A 20,566-nucleotide genomic window follows, 5' to 3' on the forward strand; every position below is an offset into this window, starting at 1 on the left:
CTTCCTCCGTCATTCCGCCTTGAGCGGCCGGGCGAGCAGCGCCGCCACGGCCTCGCGCACGCCGCTGCGGCCGGCGATGATCGCGGCGACGGCCTCGGCGATGGGTGTCTCGATGCCGCCCGCCCGCGCCATGCTGGCGAGGATGGGGGCGGTGAAGGCGCCTTCGGCCAGCCGGCCGCCGGACGCCTCCGCGGGGCTCATGCCCCGGCCGAGCGCCAGACCATAGGCGAAATTGCGCGATTGCGGCGAGGCGCAGCTCAGCACCACGTCGCCGAGGCCCGACAGCCCCATCAGCGTCTCGGGCTCGGCGCCATGCGCCTCGCCGAAGCGGCGCAGCTCGGCGAAGCCGCGCGCCACCAGGGCCGCGCGGGCGCTCTCGCCGAAGCCGAGCCCGATGGCGATGCCGGCGGCGATGGCGAGCACGTTCTTGGCCGCGCCGCCGATCTCGACGCCGCGCGGATCGCCTGAATGATAGATGCGGAAGGCGGGCGAACTCAACGCTTCGGCCAGTGCCTGCGCCAGATCGGGAGCCCCAGACGCGAGCGTCACCGCGGTCGGCAGGCCGCGGCCGATATCGGCGGCGAAGCTCGGCCCGGAGAGGATCGCGGTCGGCGCGCCCGGCCAGGCGGCGGCGATGATCTGCGTCGGGAAGAGGCCGCTCGCCTGCTCGATGCCCTTGGCGGCGGAGACCACCGGGATGCCGCAGGGCAGGGCGGGCGCCATCTCGGCGCAGGCCTGGCGCAGGCTCTGGGTCGGCACGGCGAGGATCAGGGCGTCGCAGCCCGCGAGGTCGCCGCGCCGGGCGGTGGCCTGGACCGCCGCGGGCAGGTCGATTCCGGGCAGGCGCGGCGCCTGCCGCGTCCGGTCGATCGCCTCGACCGTGGCGGCGTCGCGCGCCCAGAGCCGGACGGTGCGCCCGGCCCGGCTGGCGGCGAGCGCCAGCGCGGCGCCATAGGCGCCGGCGCCGACCACGCCGATCGTGGCGAAGCCCGGGCCTGGACTCATGCCGCCGTCGCTGGCTTCGGCGCCAGTTCGTCGAGCGGCCAGCGCGGACGGGCCGCGACCGTCATGTCGTCGACCAGGCCGAGCCTCAGCCGCTCCAGCCCGGCCCAGGCGATCATCGCGCCGTTGTCGCCGCAGAGCGCGAGCGGCGGGGCGACCATCGGCAGCCCGGATTCGGTGGCGAGGCGGGCGAGCCCGCTGCGGATCGCCTGGTTGGCGGCGACGCCGCCGGCGACGACCAGGGTGGAGGGGGTGATGCCGGCCTCGCGGCAGGCGCGCAGGCCGGCGCGGGTGCGGTCGACCATGACGTCGACGATGGCGGCCTGGAAGGAGGCGCAGAGATCGGCGACGTCGTTGTCGGACAGGGGCGCGATGCGCTCGGCGACGAGGCGCACGGCCGTCTTCAGGCCGGAGAGCGAGAAGTCGGGGTTGGGCCTTCCCTGCATCGGGCGGGGGAAGTCGAAGCGCTCGGGGTCGCCCTTGGCCGCCTCGCGCTCGACCGAGGGGCCGCCCGGATAGGGCAGCGCCAGCATCTTGGCGATCTTGTCGAAGGCCTCGCCGACGGCGTCGTCGATGGTGCCGCCGAGCTTGAGGTAGTCGCCGACGCCGCGCACGGCCAGGAGCTGGGTATGGCCGCCGGAGACCAGCAGCAGCAGATAGGGAAAGGCGACGTCGTCGGTCAGGCGCGCGGTCAGCGCATGGGCCTCGAGATGGTTGACGGCGATGAAGGGCTTGGCGAGCGCCAGAGCGATCGCCTTGCCGGCGGTGAGGCCGACCATGACGCCGCCGACGAGGCCGGGGCCGGCGGCGGCGGCGACGGCGTCGATGTCGCCGGGCCTGAGATCCGCATCGGCGAAGGCGCGGGCGACGATGCGGTCGATCGCCTCGACATGGGCGCGCGCCGCGATCTCCGGCACCACCCCGCCATAGGCGGCATGGGCCGCGATCTGGCTCAGGATCTCGTTCGACAGGATCTTCGTTTCGCCCGAGCGCTCGACGGAGACGATCGCCGCTGCCGTTTCGTCGCAGGTCGTCTCTATCCCAAGAACACGCATGATTCGGTCGACTTGTCCCGCGGAATGGAGGATCAGGTGATGAAGCTTTGCAGGCAGCGGTATCCTGCCGGCAATTCCCTCGTATAGTGCCTGCCATGGCCGAAGGCCAATGGCAAAGCGGCACGCTCCGGAGGGCGGCCGCCGCCGGGTCGGGAAGAAAAGGGAGAAGGGATGGCCGGCATCATCGTTCCGCCTCAATGCGACCCGATCGCCGGAACCGCGGCCGCCTGCGGCGGGTGCTGTGATCGTAGGCTGTCCCGTCAGGAGCTGTGAATGCGCGTCTTCGTCTTCCGACCCCGCCCCGATGCAGAGCGCACGGCGCAGGCCATCGCCTCTCACGGCTTCGAGCCGCTGATCGCGCCGCTGTTCGAGGTGGTGCGGCTGCCGGGCGAGGCGCCGGCCGGGGATTTCGCCGCCATCGTGCTGTCCAGCGGCAATGCCGTGCCGATGCTGGCGGAGGGGCCGCAGGGCTGGCGCGAGCTGCCGGTCTTCGCGGTCGGCGCGCGCACCGCCGCCCGGGCGCGCGAGGCCGGGTTCGGCGATGCGCGCAGCGCCGATGGCGACCGCAACGACCTGATCGCGCTGATCGAGCGCACCCTGCCGGCGCCGGCGCGGCTGCTGATGATCGCCGCGCGCGACCGCAACGAGGACGTGCCGCCGCGCTTGCGGGAAGCCGGCTACGAGGTCGTGCTCTGGGAGGCCTATGCCGCCGAGGCGGTGTCGGTGCTGCCGGAGGATGCCCAGGCCGCGCTGCGGCATGGCGAGGTCGGGGCCGCCCTGCATTACTCGCCGCGCGGCGCGCGCACCTTCCTCAGCCTGGCCCAGGCGGCCGGCGTCGAGGAGCAGGCGCTGGAGCTCACCCATGTCGCGCTCTCGGCCAATGTCGCCTCGCCGCTGATCTCGGCCGGCGCCAGCACGGTGCTGGTGGCCGAGCATCCGGAGGAGGCCGGGATGCTGGCCGCGCTCGAGCAGGTCTCGCAGCGCCTGCGGCCCGGGGAGGCGGAACGCCCGCAGGCGCGCGGCAGCCTCAAGCGCACGCCGCCGACGATCGAGCTGGAAGCCGCAGCGCAGGCGCAGGCTGAGCCGGACGCCCCGGCCGGCAAGCCGTCGCCCGAGGCGGTGGCGCCGACCGAGGCCCTGCCGCAGGAATTCTCCCCGCCGCCGGCCGAGCCGCCGCGCGCCGCATCCGCGCCGGCTGCGAAGCCCGCGACGCCCTGGCTCGCTCTGGCGATCGCCGGGCTGCTCGGCGGTGGCGTCGGCGCGGGGCTGACGGCCTATGCGTTGCGGCCCGGCGGCCCGGCCGTCACCCCGGCGCAATGGTCGGAACTCTCCGGCCGCGTCGATGGGGCGCAGGTCGCCGCAGCCGCCGCCGACCGCAAGGCGGGCTCGGCCGCCGAGGCCGCGGCGAAGGCGGACGCGCAGGTGCAGGCGCTCGCCGGCCGCGTCGGCGAACTCGCCAAGGCACCGGCTCCCGATACGGGCGCCGTGGCCGAACAGCTCCAGCGCGCCGAGACGGCCCTGGCCGCCTCCGGCGAGCGCTTCGACAGGCTGGCGGCCCGGGTCGCGGCGGTCGAGTCGCAGGCCAAGGCCGCCCCCGCGACCAGCCCCGAAGGGCTGGTCGCTGCGCGCCTCGTCCTCGCCGAGCGGGTCCAGCGGGCGCTGGCGGGCGGGCGCCCCTTCGCCAACGACGTCGCGGCGCTGGTGAAGGGCGGCGTCGCCCAGGCCGATGCGGAGCCTCTGACGGCCGTTGCGGCGGCGGGAGCGGCGACGCGCGAGACTTTGCTTGCCGGCTTCCGCCGGCACGGCGCGATGTTCCAGCGCGAGGTCACGCCGCAATCCGACAACTGGACGGACAGGCTCTGGGGCCTGGCGAGCCGCATCGTCACCGTGCGGCCGGTCGGGGACAATGAATCCAGCGACCCGGCGACGCTGCCGCTGCGGCTCGAAAACGCGATCGCGGCCGGCGACATGCCGAAGGCGGCGGCGCTGTGGGGCCAGTTGCCTGAGCCGGCGCGCCGTGCCAGTGCAGCGTTCGGCGCCGCGCTGCAGCAGCGCGCGGCGGCCGAGGCGGCCATCGCCAAAATCGCGCAGGATGCGGTTGCGGCGCTGGGCACGGCGGGCTGACGGAGGGTAGAAGAGGCCATGGTTCGCGTTCTCGTCTATCTCGCCGTCTTCGCCTGCCTCGCTTTCGGGGCGGTCTGGCTCGCCGACCGCCCGGGCGAGATCTCGGTGATCTGGCAAGGCTACCGCATCGACACCAGCGTCGCGATCGGCGCGATCGGCGTGGTCCTGCTCGCCTTCCTGGTGCTGCTGGCCTGGGCGGTGATCCGCTTCGTCTTCGGCCTGCCTTCGGCCTTCAGCCTGTCCTCGCGGGCGCGCCGCCGGGCGCGCGGCTTCGAGGCCGTCTCGCGCGGCATGGTTGCGATCGGCGCGGGCGATCCGGTCGCGGCCGGGCGCTATACCGGCGAGGCGCGCCGCTTCGTGCCGAACGAGCCGCTGACCCTGCTGCTCGAGGCGCAGACGGCGCAGCTCACTGGCAACCGCCCCCAGGCCGAGGCCGCCTTCAAGGCGATGCTCGACCGTTCGGAGACGCGCGTGCTCGGCCTGCGCGGCCTGTTCGTCGAGGCCAAGCGCCGCGGCGACATGGCGGCGGCCCGGGCCTTCGCGGACGACGCCGTGCGGCGCTCGCCCTCGCTCGCCTGGGCCAATGACGCGCTGCTCGACTTCCACACCAATGCCGGCGACTGGCAGGCGGCGCGCACCGCCGTGGAGCGCCGCGCGGCGCTGCGCCTCGCCGACAAGGCGGAGGCGCGGCGCCAGCGCGCCGTGCTGCTCGCCGCCGAGGCGCTGGAGGCGCGCGACAAGGAGCCGGAGCGGGCGCTCGCGGCGGCGCTCGAGGCGGTGAAGCTCGCGCCCGGGCTGACGCCCGCCGCGGCGCTGGCCGGGCGGATGCTGTCGGAGCGCGGCGATGTCCGCAAGGCGTCGAAGCTGCTCGAGGCGGCCTGGCGCGAGGCGCCCCATCCCGACATCGCGGCCGCCTATCTCGACGTCCGCCCCGGCGACAGCGCGCTCGATCGGCTGCACCGGGCCCAGACCCTGTCGCGGCTGCGCCCCGCCGATCCGGAAAGCGTGCTGGCGCTGGCGGGCGCGGCGATCCAGGCCCGCGAATTCCAGAAGGCGCGCGAGACGCTGAAGCCGCTGCTGGCCGGCGGCGCCTCCGTCCGCGCCTGCCTGCTGATGGCGGAGCTGGAAGATGCCGAGCACGGCGCCGCCGGCAAGGTGCGCGAATGGCTGGCGCGCGCCACGCGGGCGCCGCATGACGCCGCCTGGGTCGCGGACGGGCTGGTCTCCGACCACTGGATGCCGGTCTCGCCGATCACCGGGCGGCTCGACGCCTTCGTCTGGACCGTGCCGCCGGCGACGCTCGGCAGCCCGCCCCAGGCGCTCGACGACGTGCTTGCCGATCTCGACGATTCGACCAAGCTGATCGAGGTCAAGGCGGAGACCGTCGCCACGGTCGAGCCGGCGGCGGTGACCGCGCCGCCCGCTCCGAAGGAGGCGCCGAAACCGATGCCGGCGGCTCCTTCCGAGGCCGGAGCCGCGCCTGCCCGGAGCGAGTCGCCTGCCAGTCCCGACCCGGCCAGGGTGGAAACCGTCGAGGCGCCGAAACCGGCGGAAGCGGCCGACGCTCCGGCCGGTGCGGTCGCCGTCGCCGCGGCCCGTGATCCGGCGGTGCCGAAGCCGGTGATCTTCCCCGTGCCGCATGCGCCGGACGATCCGGGGCCGGACGAGGAGCCGCCCTCCGAGCCGAAGAAGAGCGGGTTCCGGCTGTTCGGCTGAGGCGGGCGTTCCTTCTCCCCTTGCGGGAGAAGGCGGCAGCGCGAAGCGGTGACGGATGAGGGGCGGGCGACGTTTCCCGTCATGGCGAGCCCCCGGGTCTTGCCTTCGGCAAGCCCGCGGACAGGCTCGCGAAGCAATCCGGGGGACGTGGAGCCCGGCCGCCTCCGGGCTGCTTCCTCGCAATGACGGCTCACACGCGCCTCGCGGTCATCGAAACGCGCGAATCAAACCCAGGCACGATGAGGCCAGCATGCGGAAAAGGCGTGCGGCGGGAGCCCATGCGCCTTATAGCGGCGGCATGGATTCTGGATTTGAAGAGAACGGCCGAACGGGCCCGGCGGACGGCTCCGTCACCCTGCAGGTCGGCGCCGAACAGGCGGGGCTGCGGCTCGACAAGGCGCTGGCTTTGCTCGCCGGCGAGGTTTCGCGCGCCCGTCTGCAGCAGGTCATCAAGGAGGGCGGCGTCAGGCTCAACGGCGCCGTCGTCGGCGACGGCAGCCGCAAGGTCGCGGAGGGCGATGCGCTCGCCCTCGTGATGCCGGAGGCGAAGCCGCCCGAGCCGGTTGGGCAGGACATCCCGCTCGACGTCGTCTACGAGGACGAACACCTGATCGTGATCGACAAGCCGGCGGGTCTCGTCGTCCATCCGGCCGGCGGGCACGAGGACGGCACGCTGGTCAACGCGCTGATCGCCCATTGCGGCGAGAGCCTCTCCGGCATCGGCGGCGTTCGTCGGCCCGGCATCGTGCATCGGCTGGACAAGGATACGAGTGGGCTGCTCGTCGTCGCCAAGAACGACCGGGCGCATCAGAAGCTCGCCAAGCAGTTCGCCGACCATGGCCGCACCGGCCCGCTCCAGCGCGCCTATCTTGCCCTGGCCTGGGGCGTGCCGCGCCTGCGCGAGGGCACGATCGATGCGCCGATCGAGCGCTCGAGCCGCAACCGCGAGAAGATGACGGTGGTGAAGGAGGGGCGCGGGCGCGAGGCGATCACCCACATCACCCTGCTCGAGCGCTATCCGCCGCTGCTCAGGGGGCTCGACGAGACGGAAGCCCTGGCGAGCCTGATCGAATGCCGGCTGGAGACCGGGCGCACGCACCAGATTCGCGTGCATATGAGCCATATCGGCCATCCGCTGCTCGGCGACCAGCTCTACGGCTCGGGATTCGCGACCAAGGCGGTGCGGCTGCCGGAGGAGGCGCGCGAGGCGCTGGCCGCGCTGGGGCGGCAGGCCCTGCACGCCGCCCTGCTCGGCTTTGCTCATCCGGCAACCGGCGAGGAGATGCTGTTCGAATCCGATCCGCCCGCCGATTTTGCGAATCTGCAAGCAGCGCTCGCGAGGCTGTGAGCCGATCTGGCGCCGCTGCCACCTTTCCGCCAGACTGAGTTCGCATATACTGGGGTTGTCGGATGCGGATGGCCAAGGGGGCGCCGCACGCAATCGATCCCGCCGAACTCCAGAGCGGTTTCTGCGTTGGATCAATCGCATTGTCCGAAACCTGCGCGAAGGTTGATCGCGCGGTGGGCCTGCCGCGCAGCGGGGGCCTGAAGGAGGAGACACGCGCATGGCGAGTGCTTCGCTGCCTGTCCTGTCCGCCGAAGGCGGGCTCTCACGCTATCTCGACGAGATCCGCAAGTTCCCGATGCTGGAACCGAGCGAGGAATACATGCTGGCGAAGCGCTGGCGCGAGCATGGCGACCGCGATGCGGCGCACAAGCTCGTCACCTCGCATCTGCGCCTCGTCGCCAAGATCGCCATGGGCTATCGCGGCTACGGCCTGCCGATCGGCGAGGTCGTCTCGGAGGGCAATGTCGGCCTGATGCAGGCGGTCAAGCGCTTCGAGCCCGACAAGGGCTTCCGGCTGGCGACCTATGCGATGTGGTGGATCAAGGCCTCGATCCAGGAATACATCCTGCGTTCCTGGTCGCTGGTGAAGATGGGCACCACGGCGAATCAGAAGAAGCTGTTCTTCAACCTGCGCAAGGCCAAGAGCAAGATCTCGGCCCTGGGCGACGGCGATCTGCGGCCGGACCAGGTCAAGCAGATCGCGACCAAGCTCGGCGTCAACGAGCAGGACGTGATCGACATGAACCGCCGCCTCGGCGGCGACGCCTCGCTCAACACGCCGCTGCGCGAGGACGGCGAGGGCGAGTGGCAGGACTGGCTGGTCGACGATTCGGAAAGCCAGGAGCGCCGCCTCGCCGATTCCGAGGAGGCCAGCAACCGCCATACGGCGCTGCGCGAGGCGCTCGACGTGCTGAACCCGCGCGAGCGGCGCATCTTCGAGGCGCGCCGCCTCGCCGAGGATCCGATCACCCTGGAGGAGCTCTCCGAGGAGTTCGGCGTCTCGCGCGAGCGCGTCCGCCAGATCGAGGTCCGCGCCTTCGAGAAGGTGCAGGAGGCGGTGAAGAAGGCAATCACCCGCATCGAGGCGCCGCGCGCGGCGCTGCCGGCGGCCTGATCGCGAGGCTGCGGCGCCCGGTGCCTTCCGCCCGGCGGCGCGGTTTCGCCCGCGCGGGAAGGGGCGTTCCGACCGTCGGCGGCTATCCCCGCGCCGTGGGGCCGAACGCCGTGCGCGGGAGGTCGATGCGCAGCCACAGCCCTTGCGAGGAGGGCCGGCGGGTCATCGTGCCCCGCAACTGGCCCTCGATCATGGTCTTGAGCAGGCGCGAGCCGAACCCTTCGCCGACCTTCCCGGCGATGCCGCCTTCGAAGCGCTCCTGCCAGTCGATGGTCTGGCGACTCTCATCGGCGCTCAGCCTGATGCCGAGCGTGCCGCCGGCACGGGACAGCGCGCCGTATTTCGCCGCGTTGGTGATCAGTTCGTGGAACACCAGCGCGACCGCGGTAACCGCGCCCGCATCGATGGCGACGTCCTCTCCCGCGATGGCGATACGGCCGGCGCGGCCGTCGCGATAGGGGGCGAGCAACTGTTCGATCAGGAGGCGCAGCGAGCCGCACCGCGCATCCCGCTCTCCCCGGATCAGCCCGTGCGCCCGGTTCAGCGCCTCGAGGCGCGCCCGCAGCGCGTCCGCCAGCGGGCGGTGCTCGGGCAGTTCGCGCAGCGAGAGGGTGACCAGCCCGTTGACCAGCGCGAACAGGTTCTTGATCCGGTGGTCGAGCTCATGGGCGACCAGCTCCCGCTGCTGATCCAATTGCTTGGGCGCGTCGATGTCGCTTGCCGTGCCGTACCAGCGGATGATCCTGCCTTCCGCGTCCCGGAGCGGGAGCGCCAGCGCCCAGAGCCAGCGATAGCTGCCGTCCCGGTGCCGGAAGCGGTAGTCGATATCGTAGGTTTCTCCCGTGGCGAAGCAGTTCTGCCAGGCCTGCTGCACCCGCGGCCAGTCCTCGGGATGGACCAGCTCCTGCCAGGTCGTCGGCTCAATCCGGTCGGGAGCGATGCCGGTGAACTCGTTCCAGCGCCGGTTGAAATAGTCGTGCCGCCCCTCCGCATCCGTGCTCCAGACGATCTGCGGGATGGATTCGGCCAATATGTCGAAGCGCAGATTGCTCTGCTCCAGCGCGGCCGCCGCCTCTGTCTGCTCGGTGACGTCGATGACGATGCCGGCGTACTGGACGATGGCGCCGGCCTCGTCGCGGCGGGGACGGCCGGTCAACACGAACCAGCGCGTTTCGCCGTCGCGGGTCACGGCGCGGTAATCGCAGCGATAGTCCGAGCCCGTCCCGATCGCGCTCCTCAGACCGCCGAGCACGCGGTCGCGGTCGTCGGGGTGCAGCGCGGTGGCCAGGACATCGGTGCTGATGCCGCGGCGGGCCTCGTCGCCCGAGACGCCGAAGAGCTCGGCGAAGGCGCCGTTGGTGAAGACCGTGTCGGTGTTGATGTCGAGGTCCCAGGTCCCGACGATGCCCCCCGCCTCGAGGGCGAGGTCCATGCGCTGCCGCGACTGGCCGAGCGCCCGGAGCGTGCGCATGCGTTCGGTGGTTTCGCTGATGATCACGAAGGCGCCGTAGATCCTGGCCGCGATGTCGGCGATCGGCGTCAGGCTGACCGAGAACCAGGCCGTCTCCAGGAGGCCGTTGCGCAGCAGCTTCAGCGGGTGGTCCTGATAACGCACGCCCTTGCCCTCGCCGCAGGCGGCGATGGCGTCGCGGAAGAAGCCGGCGGCGATCGGAAGCGCCTCGGTGACCGGCAGGCCGAGAATGCCGGCATAATGATCGCCGAGCAGCCGGTGAAGCGCGTCGTTGTGGACGATGATGCCGTCACCGCCGATCAGGACGGCCATGGCCGATTCGGAGAGGAGCATCATCCTGACGGCGGACCGGATCTCGTCCGGCCAGGTTTCGATGGGGCCGACAGACGATGCCGACCAGTCGAACGCCCGGATCCGTTCCAGCATGACGCTGTCGTTCGGGAAGTCAGAGTGGCGCTCGCCGAACCGGACAAACAGATGTTCCGGCATCTCTTCTCCTGCGTCTGCTGAGCGCAAGCTACAATGAGATGAGGCGGGCGTCCATTCTTGGGAGAGACGCAGCAATCGCAGTCGCTCGGAGTACTTAACAGATCGTGGGGCGTCCGGAATTTCCGCGCCGACGCAGAGCGCAAGATATTCCCCGCATGGAGAGGCGAAGGGGCGGGCCTCTGTCTTGAAACGACGTTTCGTCTTCTGTCGAAAAGCAGGGCGGCGCCGCGGAACCGGAGAAGAGCCCGGCGGATTGGCCGAGGCCTCAAAAGCGCGAGGGCTTCGCCCGCGCCATGGCGGGCGGTGGGCGTGCCGGCCCCGGAGCGGGGGCCGGCACGCCCGTTCAATAGAGCGGCAGGAGCGGCTTCAGCGGCAGGCGCAGCGGGCCGAGGAAGACGCGGCCCTCGCGCAGCGAGACCGGCGGCAGCGGCGTGAGGCCCGGCGCCGCCGTGGCGGGGCCGCGGCCGCCGAGCAGGCCGCCGAGCCCGCCCAGGAGATTGCCGACGCGGATGCCGCCGATCTGCTCGATGCCGGCCGCCGCGAGCTGCAGGTCGCCGCCGATGCGGTGGGTCGGATCGAGCAGAAGCTGCCCGCTGCCTTCGATGCGGGCCGTGCCCTTGGTGGCGGCGATGCGGGTCAGGTCGAGCACGCCGTTGCCGTCGCGCCAGCCGTCGAGGGCCTCGGGGTTGAAGCCTTTGCGGAACGCCTCCGCCTGCGTCAGCGTCGCCTGGAGGTCGATGGTGCCGGCGTCGGTGGTGCCGAGCAGCGCGTCGATCGCCGGCAGGACCGTGCCGGTGGCGGAGAGGGCGATGTCGACGGCCTGGTCGGCCGCGGGCCGGTCGGGGTTGCGGCGCAGATGGGCCTCGAGCGTGGCGGCGCGCCAGGTCTCGTCCGTCTGTCCCGGAGCGGTCAGCGTGGCTTGGGGCTCGGTCGCGACCAGGGCGAAGCGCTGCGGCTCGCGCCAGGCCAGGCTGGCGTCGAGCTGCTTCCAGGAAAGGGCGATGCGGCGGCCCTCCGGCAGGGTGACGCTGGCCGGGCCGGTCGCCTCGACGATGACCAGGCCGGGCGAGTAGATCTGGCCGACGGCCACGGCCGGGCCGGTCTCGACGCGCACCGCCTCGGACCAGCGGGTCGAGGTCAGCGCCAGCGAATCGCAGCGCAGCTCGATGCGGAACGGGTAGCCGCCGACGGAGCGGTTGTTGCAGGTCCAGGTGCGGCCGCGCTCGGCCTCGCGCGCCAGGGCCTTGTCGAGCTCGGCGACGACGCGGCCATGGGCGTAGAACCAGAAGCCCGACCAGGCGGCCGCCAGAAGGACGAGCAGGGTCACGGGGCCATAGAGCCAGAAGCGGCTCTGGCGGCGCGTCGCTGGGATGTCGGTCATGCGGCAGGCGTTCCTTGCGCGAAGGCGGGCGGCTGAATAGATCGCCTGCTGGCGATCCCAGCACGTTGTTGCAGCATCGGGTTTGGTCGAAAAGCGGATTCCGCTTTTCGCAGCGACCCGATAGCTCGCAATGGCGGCGGGCGCCAGCAGGCGTTCCTGCCGCACCAAGCAGGCCCGGGCGGCCAAATTATGAGATGGCGATGACGAGCGGGGACAAGGCGGCGGATCTCTGGGTCTTCGGCTACGGATCGCTGATCTGGCGGCCGGGCTTCGCCTTCGAGGAGAGCGTCGCGGCGCGCCTGCACGGCTATCACCGCTCGCTCTGCGTCTTCTCGCATGTCCATCGCGGCACGCCGGAGCGGCCGGGCCTCGTGCTCGGGCTCGACCGCGGCGGGGTCTGCCGCGGCCTGGCCTTCCGCGTCGCGGCCGGGCTGGCGGAGGAGACCATCGCCTATCTCAGGGCGCGCGAGCAGGCGACTTCGGTCTATATCGAGCGCCATGTCGGGCTGAAGCTGGACGATGGCCGGCAGGTGCGGGGGGTGGCCTATGTCGCGGACCGCCGGCACCTGCAATATGCCGGCCGGCTGCCGGCGCAGGAATTGCTGAAGCTGGTCCGGCAGGGGCGGGGCGAGTTGGGCGAGAATCCCGATTATGTGCTCCAGACCCATGAGCATCTGCGCCGGATGGGGGTCTACGACCCGGTGCTCGCGGCGCTGGCCCAGGAGCTGGCGCCGGGGCTGCGCGCGACCCACCCGCCGCTGAAGGGCTGAGCGGGGCGGCCTCAGTCCGCCGCATCCGCCTGCGGCATCAGGTCGAGCAGCGCCGCGCGCCGGCTCGCGCCGTCCTCGGCGAGGAGATGCACGTGGATTTCCCGGGCGCCGGCCTCGGCGACGGAGCGCTGCCAGCGCGCCAAGGCGGCCTCGACGCCGAAGGGGCCGGAATCGCGGGCCGCGACGATCTGCCGTTCCGCCGTGACGGCGAGCAGCACCGCATCGGTGAAGCTGAGGGCATGGCTGTCCTCGACCGGGAAGACCGAGGCGACATAGCGCCGGCCGGAGCGGCCGCGCCAGGCGGTGAAGCGCCGCTCGCTCAGCGAAGCGGCGCTGCGCAGCGGCATCTCGCGGGCCGCGGTTTCCGGCGCCGGGGCCGGCTCGTCGAACAGATCCGGGGTGAAGCGATAGGCGAGGGCAGCCATATCCGTTCCTCCTGTGCTGAGGAACAAAATGGGAACAAGATGGGGATAAGTCAACAGGCGCCGGGCGCGGGGAGTCCAGGCTGCTGTCAGGACCTGTCAGGAGCGGCGAACGGATCCAGCCCCTGCGCGGCGAGTTCCGCCCGGCCCTGGGCGAGCAGGCGGTCGCAGGCCGCCTCGATGCGGCCCTGCAATTCGTGCTGGAAGCTCGCCTTGTCGAGGCCGGGCAGGATCGGCGGCAGGATCTCGAGCCGGATCGTTCCCGGCCGGCGGAGGAACTGGCGGCGCGGCCAGTACAGCCCCGAATTCAGCGCCACCGGAACGCAGGGCACGCCGAGCTCGGCATAGAGATGGGCGACGCCGAACTTGTAGGCGGGCGGGGCGCCGGGCGGGCGGCGCGTGCCCTCCGGGAAGATCAGGAGCTGGCGGCCCTTCTGGCCGAGCTCGACCCTGGCGCGGCGGGTGACGTCCTTGAGGGCGCGGGCGCGGGCGCCGCGATCGACCGGGATCATCCTGAGCTTGGCCAGGCACCAGCCGAAGACCGGGATGCGCATCAGCTCCCGCTTCAGGATGAAGACCGGATCGGGGAACAGGGTGAAGAGGGTGAAGGTCTCCCAGAAGGACTGGTGCTTGGCGGCGACCATCAGCCCGCCGGCGGGGATGTTCTCGCGGCCGATCACCTCGTAGCGCGTGCCGGCGACGACGCGCATCAGCCAGAGCGCGCTTCGCGCCCAGCCCGCGGCGATGAGCTGCAGCGCCTTCGGCGGCAGCAGCAGCGCCGGCAGGGCCGCGCAGACCAGCCAGAGGACGAGGTTGGCGTAGAACAGGACGTTGAAGGCGAGCGAACGCAGGATCAGCATGAGCCCGCAATGAGCGTGAGACGGGGCGCCGGTCAAGCGCCTCGCGGTTCAGCCGTCGCGGCTCGGGCCGCCGCGCAGATGCGAGCGCCGCTCGGCCTCGGGCCCGAGCACCTCGGCCGGCTTGGGCGAAACCGGCTTGCGCCCGCCGATGATCACCGAAAGATGCGAGTTCTCCGGGTCGCTCTCGACGAGGCTGCGCAGCCGGGCGACGAGGTATTTCGCGTATTCCGGCATCAGCACCTTGATCGTCGCCCAGCGGCGCCACCAGCCGGAAGGATCGAGCCGGTCCGTGACGACCGGATGGGCGACGAAGCGCACCCCCGGCATGGCATGGCCGAACTCGGCCAGGGTCCGCGGCATGTGGTAGTTCGAGGTCACGACCAGGAGCGAGCGGAAGCCGTGCCGGAGCGCCCAGCGGCGGGTCTCGATCGCGTTGCCGATGGTGTTGCGGGCGCGGTAGTCGAGATCGACGCAGCAGGCGAGCAGGTCGCGCGAGGCGGGGTTGAGCCGGGCGAGCTCCTCGCGGCTGGTCTTCTCGTTGACGCCGCTGATCAGGAGGCGCGCGCCGCGCTCGGCCCCGAGCAGGCCGATGGCGTCGCCGACGCGCTGCGAGCCGCCGGTGACGACGACGATCGCGTCGGTGCGCGGCGTCGCCGCGGGCTCGCGCGCCTCGATGCCGGCGGCGAAGCGGGCATAGCCGCAGAGGAACAGCACCACCCCCAGAGCGGCGGCCGCCGCCGCGGCCAGCGCCAGGAGCCGCCGGCGCGAAAAGCCGCCGCGCGGGACGGATGCGCCCGGCGCGCCCACCGGGAGATGGTCGTTGCCGCTGCCGATCATGGCCATGACGCGCGGACCGTAGCCGGCCAATCGGGCATAACGGCGGCAGCGCGCCGGTCCTGGCCGCGCCGCGCCGTCATGCCAGCATCTTCAGGTAGTGGCGCACGGTGATGCGCGAGACGAGCCCGGCGATCGCCGCGACGACGATCGCAACCAGCAGCACCGCGGCATAGCCGGCCCAGCCGATCTCGAAGGCGCCGAACAGGGCCTGCAACTGTTCGGCTTCCGGCGCCGTCGACCAGAAGGAGGCGAGGAAGCCGAGGAAGGCGATGGCGACGATGGCGGCGACCCCGCCGGCGGCGCCGCCGCGCAGGCCGAGCCGGATGAAGCGGCTCTGGAACTCGCGCGCGATGAAATCGTCGTCGGCGCCGACGAAATGCAGCACCTCGACGCTCTCCCGGCTGCCGGCCATGGCGCCGCGCGTGGCGAAGGCGACGGCCAGCGCCGCCGCCGTCAGCACCAGCAGAACGACGACGAAGCCGGAAAAGATGATCGTGCTCGCCATGGCCGAAAGCCGCCTGACCCAGAGCCGGTGATCGTCGAGGATCGCCGTCGGCACCTCCTTGCGCAAGGCCGGACCGAAGCGGGCGATGTCGGGCGTGGCTCCCGGCCTGAGCTTCAGCACGATCAGCCGCGGCACCGGCAGCTCGACGAGATCGAGCCCGGTGCCGAGCCAGGGCTCGAGCAGCTTGTCGGATTCGGCCTTGGGCACGGCGCGCACGCTCTCGATGCCGTCGAGCGCCTGCGCCATCGCGACGGCCCGGGCGACGTCCTCCTCGATGCCGCGATGCGAATCGGGGCGGATCTGGATGGTCATCTCGTCGGAGACGGCGCCGCGCCATTGCTCGGAGGCGCGCGCCGCGAGCACGGCGGCGCCGGCGCTCAGCGCCGCGAGGAAGGTCAGGATCGCGATCACGGCCATCAGCGCGCGCCCGGCCACGGTATCGACCGGGACCAGCGGCTGGTCGCGCCGGAGATTGACCGGCAGCGGCTTCTCCCGCGCCGGCTCCGGCTCGTATTCGGCGGTCTCAGGCATCGACATGCAAGTGCCCGTCGGCGAGGACCAGACGCGGCGCGTCGTAGATGTCCATCAGGTTGAGGTCGTGGGTGGCGATGATCACGGCGGTGCCGAGCTGCTGCAATTCCATGAACAGGCGCAGCAGACGGCGGCCGAGGCCGGGGTCGACATTGCCGGTGGGCTCGTCGGCGAGCAGGAGCTCGGGGCGTCCGATCAGGGCGCGGGCGATGGCGGCGCGCTGCTTCTCCCCGCCCGAGAGCACGGCGGGCACGGCATGCATGCGCTCGCCGAGGCCGACCCAGCGCAGCAATTCGACGACCTCGGCGCGATAGCTCGCCTCCTCCTTGCCGAGCACGCGCAGGGGCAGCGCGACGTTCTCGTAGACGGTGAGATGGTCGAGCAGGCGGAAATCCTGGAAGACCACGCCCATGCGGCGGCGGAAGGCCGTCAGGGTCGGCGCGTCGAGGCGCGAGACGTCCTGCCCGAACAGGTTGACCAGGCCGCGTGTCGGCTTCAGCGCCATCAGGATGAGGCGCATCAGCGTGGTCTTGCCCGCGCCGGACGGCCCGGTCAGGTACTGGAACGAGCGGGGCTCGATGCTGAAGTTGATGTCCTTCAGCACCTCCGGGCCCATGCCGTAACGCAGGCCGACATTCTCGAAGCGAACCAAGCGGTCTTCCTCATCAAACGGGTTGGCGCCGCCATGCCGCGAGCCGCGGCCGGGCGGGCGCCGCGGCCATCATGCTCCCGAGATTCTTCACGCGGCGTTAACCATAAACGGCGTCAATGGCGGTGGCCGCCCCGGCCTGCCGGGGCAACGCGGCGTCGCGGCTTGCCGTTTGCCCGGAACCGGGAAAGGCTCGGGGCCGCGCCGACCGCCGCCGCCGCCATCAGGGAACACGCCGCCTCCATGCTGATCGTCTGCCCCTCCTGCGCCAGTCAGTATGAGCTCGACGCGGCCAAACTGGGGCCGGACGGACGCAAGGTGCGCTGCGCCCAGTGCAGGACGCTCTGGCATGTCGACCCGGCGAGCGAGATGCCGCCGGCGCCCAGCCCGGAGGAGACGCAGGCCCTGCTCGCCGAGGAGCTGGAGCGCGCCGCCGCCATCGAGGCCGAGATCACCGCCGTCGCCGCCGAGGCCGATGCGGCGCCGGGCGAGGCGGCGGAGATCGTGGCGGACGAGCCGCCTGTCGTCGCGGCGCCGCGGCGCCCGGCCGCCGCGCGCCAGCCGGGCCGCGCCGAGGCGGGCATGATCGCCCGCAGGGGCGTCGCCCTGCCGGCCGCGGCGGCGCTGGCCGGCGCCGCCCTGCTGGCCGGCCTCGCCTGGCAGCGCAATCTCGTGGTGCGCGCGCTGCCGCAGCTCGCCGGCGTGTTCGAGGGCGTCGGCCTGCCGGTGAATGTGCGCGGGCTCAGCCTGAGCGCGGTCGAGAGCGGGCTGGTCGCGGACGGGCCGAATCGCTTCCTGGTCGTCGAGGGCGACGTCACCAATATCGCGAAGGGGCGGACGCCGGTGCCGCGGATTCTGGTTTCGGTGCGGGACGAGGCGGGCCAGACCCTCTATAGCTGGACGACGGAGCCGCCGCGCAGCGTGCTCGAGCCGGCAGAGCTGGTGCGTTTCCGGGCGCGGCTCGCCTCTCCACCGGAAAAGGGGCGTTCGGTGCAGGTGCGCTTCACTTCCGCGCCGCCAGCCACCAATATCGCCAGCACGCATTAGATCATCGCGCGTCCTTCCGGACGCGGTAACGATGCTCTATCTCATTGTCGGAGCATCGGATTCTTCCGAAAAGCGGATTCCACTTTTCGGTCCGATGCTCTAGCCTCGCCGGCCATGCGCGCCGGAGCGCGGTTCGCCGCGGGGCCGGGTCGGGTTATCATTCAGCGGCAGCGAGTTCCGGCGCGGCGATCCGCGCTGGGCTGTTGCGGCCGGAGCGTCACAGGAACGGAGTCGACATGCCGGAACGGCGGATCAGGGTGCTTTTCGACGAGGCTGCGATCGCGCAGCGCAACGAGGCGATCGCGCAGGCCGTCGCGGCCAGCCAGCCGAAGGATCTGCTCGTCGTCGCCGTCCTCAAGGGCAGCTTCATGTTCGCCGCCGACCTGATCCGCGCCATGCATCGCGCCGGCCTGAAGCCGCAGGTCGAGTTCATCCATCTGTCGAGCTACCGGGCCGGCACCGTCTCGACGGGCCAGGTCGAGATCCTGCGCGACGTGCAGAGCGAGGTGCGCGACCGCGACGTGCTGCTGATCGACGACATCCTCGAATCCGGCCGCACGCTCGCCTTCGCCAAGGATCTCCTGGCGGCGCGCGGCGCCCGTTCGGTCTCGACCGCGGTGCTGCTGGAGAAGCCGACCAGACGCGCCGTCAACATCCATGCGGATTATGTCGGCTTCGAATGCCCGGACTATTTCGTCGTGGGCTATGGCATGGACGTCGCCCATTCCTACCGGCAACTGCCCTTCGTCGGCGTCGTCGAGACGGAGGATCAGGCCGGCCTGCCGGGCATCTGAGGAACTGCCATGTCGCGTATCCTGGTCGTCGACGACGAAGAGCCCTTGCGCCTGCTGGTGGCGCGCGGCCTCGGGATGGATGGCCATGCCTGCCTCACCGCCGCCGACGGGGCCGAAGCGCTCGACCGGCTGGTGGCCGAGCAGGGCCGGTTCGACCTGCTGCTGACCGATATCCGCATGCCGCTGATGGACGGCATCGCCCTGGCGCTCGCCGCCAAACAGCAATTCCCCGACCTCACCATCATGCTGATGACCGGCTATGCCGAGCAGCGCGAGCGGGCCAAGAGCCTCGAGACGATCGTGGCGGAGGTGATGAGCAAGCCCTTCACCATCGCCGAGCTGCGCAGCACGGTGATGAAGGTGATCGAGCGCTCGATCGGCTGAGGCATCAGCGGTTCAGCCACCAGATCGAGGCGTTGAGCAGGGTCGCGAAGCCGACCCAGGCCAGATAGGGCCAGAGCAGATTCGACGCGAGCCGGTCCAGCGGCCTGAACGCGGCGATCGTGGCGAGGATCGCCGCGAGCAGCGGCAGGATCACGGCGAGGCCGGCCAGGGGGCTGTTGGCTCCGAAAAAGGCGAAGGACCAGGCGACGTTCAAGAGAAGCTGCAGATGATAGGCCAGCAAGGCCCGCCGCCGCCCCGGCTGGCCGACCGGAACGCGCAGGATGCGGAATACCGCCAGCGCCATCAGCGCGAAGAGCGCGGTCCAGACCGGCGCGAAAATCCAGTTGGGCGGATTGAATGGCGGCTTGGCCAGGCCGGCATACCAGCCGGCGATCTGGGGGACGGTCGCGGCGCTGCCCAGCAGCGAGGCCGCGACGACGGGAACAATCGCGATGAGCAGAGCCGCCCAGAGCGGCGGGCGGCGTTCGGTGGAGAGGCCCGGCAGCGTCGTCATGCTCCGAAGATGAAGGCAGCTCGGGCGACCGGCAAGGCCGCGCGGCGGTCCCCGACATGTTTCTCGCCCCAGCCGGCATGCTCGCCCGTCATGGAACCTTTCCGCCGGCCGCACGCCGGATCGCAATTCCTCGGACAGGGGGGCGGCGGCGATTTGCGCCGTGAGATAAGCCGTCATGGCGAAAAGAGTCTTCGCCCGACGAAGAACGCCGACTAAAACAACGCTCGCCCGTTTCAGGATGCGTTCGGCCGCGGGCGTCGCCAGGACCGCCGCAACGCAGGAATGCACGGAGAGACGATGAGCAGGAAGAGCTGGAGCCCGCGGAGTCTCGCCGCGCAGGCCATGGGCAAGGTCGATGCCGTGACCAAGGCGGTGGTGCCGCCGATCCATGTCGCGACGACCTATATCCGGGATCCGGATAACGGCTATTCGACCGGCTTCGTCTACGGGCGGCCGCATAACGAGACGACGCATGAGGCCGAAAGCGTGCTGGCGATGCTGGAGCAGGCCGAGGCCGGCGCGCTGCTGTTCGGCTCCGGCTCGGCAGCGGCGACGGCGGTGTTCCAGGCGCTCTCGCCCGGCGACCATGTCGTCGCCTCCAAGGTGATGTACTGGGCGCTGCGCAACTGGCTGATGACGGAGGCGACGCGCTGGGGGCTGAAGGTCGAGTTCGTCGAGACCGACGATCTTGCGGCGCTGCAGGCGGCGGTGAAGCCCGGCGTGACCAAGCTGGTCTGGGCCGAGACGCCCTCCAACCCGCTCTGGACGATCACCGACATCGCGGCCGCGTCCGAGATCGCGCACAGGGCCGGGGCCAAGCTCGCGGTCGATTCGACCTGCGCCTCGCCGGTCCATACCCGGCCGCTGACGCTCGGCGCCGATATCGTCATGCATTCGGCGACCAAGGTGCTGAACGGCCACTCCGACGTGATCGCCGGGGCGCTCTGCGCCCGCGAGGACGACGCGTTCTGGAACCGCGTCAAGACGATCCAGAAAGGCCAGGGCGGCATCCTCGGCCCGTTCGAGGCCTATCTCCTGATGCGCGGCATGCGTACGCTCCATGTCCGGCAGGAGCGGCAGTCGGCCTCGGCCATGGCGCTGGCGCAACGGCTTTCGGCCCATCCGCTGGTGGCGCGGGTGCTCTATCCGGGCCTGCCTCAGCATCCCGGCCACGATATCGCGGCGCGACAGATGGAGAACGGCTTCGGCTTCATGCTCTCGGTCCAGGTCACGGGCGGCGAGGCGGCGGCGATTGCCACAGCGGCGCATGTCGAACTGTACAAGAGGGCGACCTCGCTCGGCGGCGTCGAGAGCCTGATCGAGCACCGCGCCTCGATCGAGGGGGCGGGCTCGCCCTGCCCGACGGACCTGCTCAGGCTCTCGACAGGCATCGAGGACGTCGACGATCTCTATGCCGATCTCGACGCGGCGCTGAAGGCAGGGCACGCCTAACGTATCGGACCGAATATCGTATTCAGTCCGATACGCGAGGTCTCTGATTTTGCATCCGCTTTTCGGGCCGATGCTCTCGTCCGCTTCAAAAGCCGGCGCGC

General features: G+C 71.5%; 19 protein-coding genes. 9 read left to right on the forward strand and 10 right to left on the reverse strand.

Annotated features, from left to right (window positions below):
- Nucleotides 1-9: 9 nt before the first annotated feature.
- Nucleotides 10-1,005, reverse strand: a complete 996-nt coding sequence (locus ACWH43_RS03275; RefSeq protein ID WP_158447971.1) for an NAD(P)H-dependent glycerol-3-phosphate dehydrogenase — start codon at nt 1,003-1,005, stop codon at nt 10-12.
- A complete protein-coding gene (gene tsaD / locus ACWH43_RS03280) occupies nt 1,002-2,057 on the reverse strand; it encodes a tRNA (adenosine(37)-N6)-threonylcarbamoyltransferase complex transferase subunit TsaD (RefSeq protein ID WP_158446602.1) in 1,056 nt (351 codons plus the stop codon). The genes ACWH43_RS03275 and tsaD overlap by 4 nt, the downstream gene beginning before the upstream one ends.
- A gap of 273 nt (nt 2,058-2,330) precedes the next feature.
- Between tsaD and ACWH43_RS03285 the strand changes: the two genes are divergently transcribed.
- The 4 genes from ACWH43_RS03285 (at nt 2,331) to rpoH (ending at nt 8,359) form a co-directional block, all read left to right on the forward strand.
- On the forward strand, nt 2,331-4,181 hold the full coding sequence (locus tag ACWH43_RS03285; protein ID WP_158446601.1) for a uroporphyrinogen-III synthase: 1,851 nt from the start codon (nt 2,331-2,333) through the stop codon (nt 4,179-4,181).
- A gap of 18 nt (nt 4,182-4,199) precedes the next feature.
- Nucleotides 4,200-5,897, forward strand: a complete 1,698-nt coding sequence (locus ACWH43_RS03290) for a heme biosynthesis protein HemY (protein WP_158446600.1) — start codon at nt 4,200-4,202, stop codon at nt 5,895-5,897.
- 298 nt (nt 5,898-6,195) lie between these two features.
- Nucleotides 6,196-7,245, forward strand: a complete 1,050-nt coding sequence (locus ACWH43_RS03295; protein WP_158446599.1) for an RluA family pseudouridine synthase — start codon at nt 6,196-6,198, stop codon at nt 7,243-7,245.
- 217 nt (nt 7,246-7,462) lie between these two features.
- Nucleotides 7,463-8,359, forward strand: a complete 897-nt coding sequence (rpoH, locus tag ACWH43_RS03300; RefSeq protein WP_158446598.1) for an RNA polymerase sigma factor RpoH — start codon at nt 7,463-7,465, stop codon at nt 8,357-8,359.
- Between the two features lie 82 nt (nt 8,360-8,441).
- Here the strand turns inward: rpoH and ACWH43_RS03305 are convergent, their stop codons facing one another.
- Nucleotides 8,442-10,319 carry a sensor histidine kinase gene (locus ACWH43_RS03305; protein ID WP_158446597.1) on the reverse strand — a complete coding sequence of 626 codons (1,878 nt, stop codon included), beginning with the start codon at nt 10,317-10,319 and terminating at the stop codon, nt 8,442-8,444.
- A 343-nt stretch (nt 10,320-10,662) separates the two neighbouring features.
- The gene (locus tag ACWH43_RS03310) at nt 10,663-11,700 is read right to left on the reverse strand and encodes a DUF2125 domain-containing protein (protein WP_158446596.1); all 1,038 of its coding nucleotides are present in this window, start codon (nt 11,698-11,700) and stop codon (nt 10,663-10,665) included.
- A 200-nt stretch (nt 11,701-11,900) separates the two neighbouring features.
- Here ACWH43_RS03310 and ACWH43_RS03315 point away from each other — a divergent pair, with 200 nt between their 5' ends.
- The gene (locus ACWH43_RS03315) at nt 11,901-12,470 is read left to right on the forward strand and encodes a gamma-glutamylcyclotransferase (RefSeq protein ID WP_448153400.1); all 570 of its coding nucleotides are present in this window, start codon (nt 11,901-11,903) and stop codon (nt 12,468-12,470) included.
- An 11-nt stretch (nt 12,471-12,481) separates the two neighbouring features.
- Here ACWH43_RS03315 and ACWH43_RS03320 read toward each other — a convergent pair whose 3' ends face one another.
- From ACWH43_RS03320 to ftsE, 5 genes are all read right to left on the reverse strand, one after another.
- The gene (locus tag ACWH43_RS03320) at nt 12,482-12,895 is read right to left on the reverse strand and encodes a hypothetical protein (protein WP_158446594.1); all 414 of its coding nucleotides are present in this window, start codon (nt 12,893-12,895) and stop codon (nt 12,482-12,484) included.
- A gap of 86 nt (nt 12,896-12,981) precedes the next feature.
- Nucleotides 12,982-13,752 (reverse strand): lysophospholipid acyltransferase family protein, encoded by a 771-nt coding sequence (locus tag ACWH43_RS03325; protein WP_158446593.1) that lies wholly within the window; start codon nt 13,750-13,752, stop codon nt 12,982-12,984.
- 48 nt (nt 13,753-13,800) lie between these two features.
- The gene (locus ACWH43_RS03330; protein WP_377785411.1) at nt 13,801-14,595 is read right to left on the reverse strand and encodes a YdcF family protein; all 795 of its coding nucleotides are present in this window, start codon (nt 14,593-14,595) and stop codon (nt 13,801-13,803) included.
- Nucleotides 14,596-14,665: 70 nt separating this feature from the next.
- Complete coding sequence (locus ACWH43_RS03335; protein ID WP_158471837.1) at nt 14,666-15,631, reverse strand: cell division protein FtsX; 966 nt, start codon at nt 15,629-15,631, stop codon at nt 14,666-14,668.
- Complete coding sequence (ftsE, locus tag ACWH43_RS03340) at nt 15,618-16,277, reverse strand: cell division ATP-binding protein FtsE (protein ID WP_158447081.1); 660 nt, start codon at nt 16,275-16,277, stop codon at nt 15,618-15,620. The genes ACWH43_RS03335 and ftsE overlap by 14 nt, the downstream gene beginning before the upstream one ends.
- 240 nt (nt 16,278-16,517) lie before the next feature.
- Here ftsE and ACWH43_RS03345 point away from each other — a divergent pair, with 240 nt between their 5' ends.
- The 3 genes from ACWH43_RS03345 to ACWH43_RS03355 all read left to right on the forward strand — a co-directional run bounded on the left by ACWH43_RS03345 (nt 16,518) and on the right by ACWH43_RS03355 (nt 18,499).
- On the forward strand, nt 16,518-17,321 hold the full coding sequence (locus ACWH43_RS03345; RefSeq protein WP_158447973.1) for a DUF3426 domain-containing protein: 804 nt from the start codon (nt 16,518-16,520) through the stop codon (nt 17,319-17,321).
- A 236-nt stretch (nt 17,322-17,557) separates the two neighbouring features.
- A complete protein-coding gene (gene hpt / locus ACWH43_RS03350) occupies nt 17,558-18,115 on the forward strand; it encodes a hypoxanthine phosphoribosyltransferase (RefSeq protein ID WP_158447974.1) in 558 nt (185 codons plus the stop codon).
- Between the two features lie 9 nt (nt 18,116-18,124).
- The gene (locus ACWH43_RS03355; protein ID WP_158447975.1) at nt 18,125-18,499 is read left to right on the forward strand and encodes a response regulator; all 375 of its coding nucleotides are present in this window, start codon (nt 18,125-18,127) and stop codon (nt 18,497-18,499) included.
- Nucleotides 18,500-18,503: 4 nt separating this feature from the next.
- On the opposite strand, the gene ACWH43_RS03360 is transcribed toward ACWH43_RS03355, so the two are convergent.
- Nucleotides 18,504-19,013, reverse strand: coding sequence for a TspO/MBR family protein (locus tag ACWH43_RS03360; RefSeq protein WP_158445894.1), 510 nt, complete (start codon nt 19,011-19,013; stop codon nt 18,504-18,506).
- 297 nt (nt 19,014-19,310) lie between these two features.
- Between ACWH43_RS03360 and ACWH43_RS03365 the strand changes: the two genes are divergently transcribed.
- The gene (locus ACWH43_RS03365) at nt 19,311-20,465 is read left to right on the forward strand and encodes a trans-sulfuration enzyme family protein (protein ID WP_158447976.1); all 1,155 of its coding nucleotides are present in this window, start codon (nt 19,311-19,313) and stop codon (nt 20,463-20,465) included.
- Nucleotides 20,466-20,566 lie beyond the last annotated feature (101 nt).

The organism is Allobosea minatitlanensis (assembly GCF_964020775.1).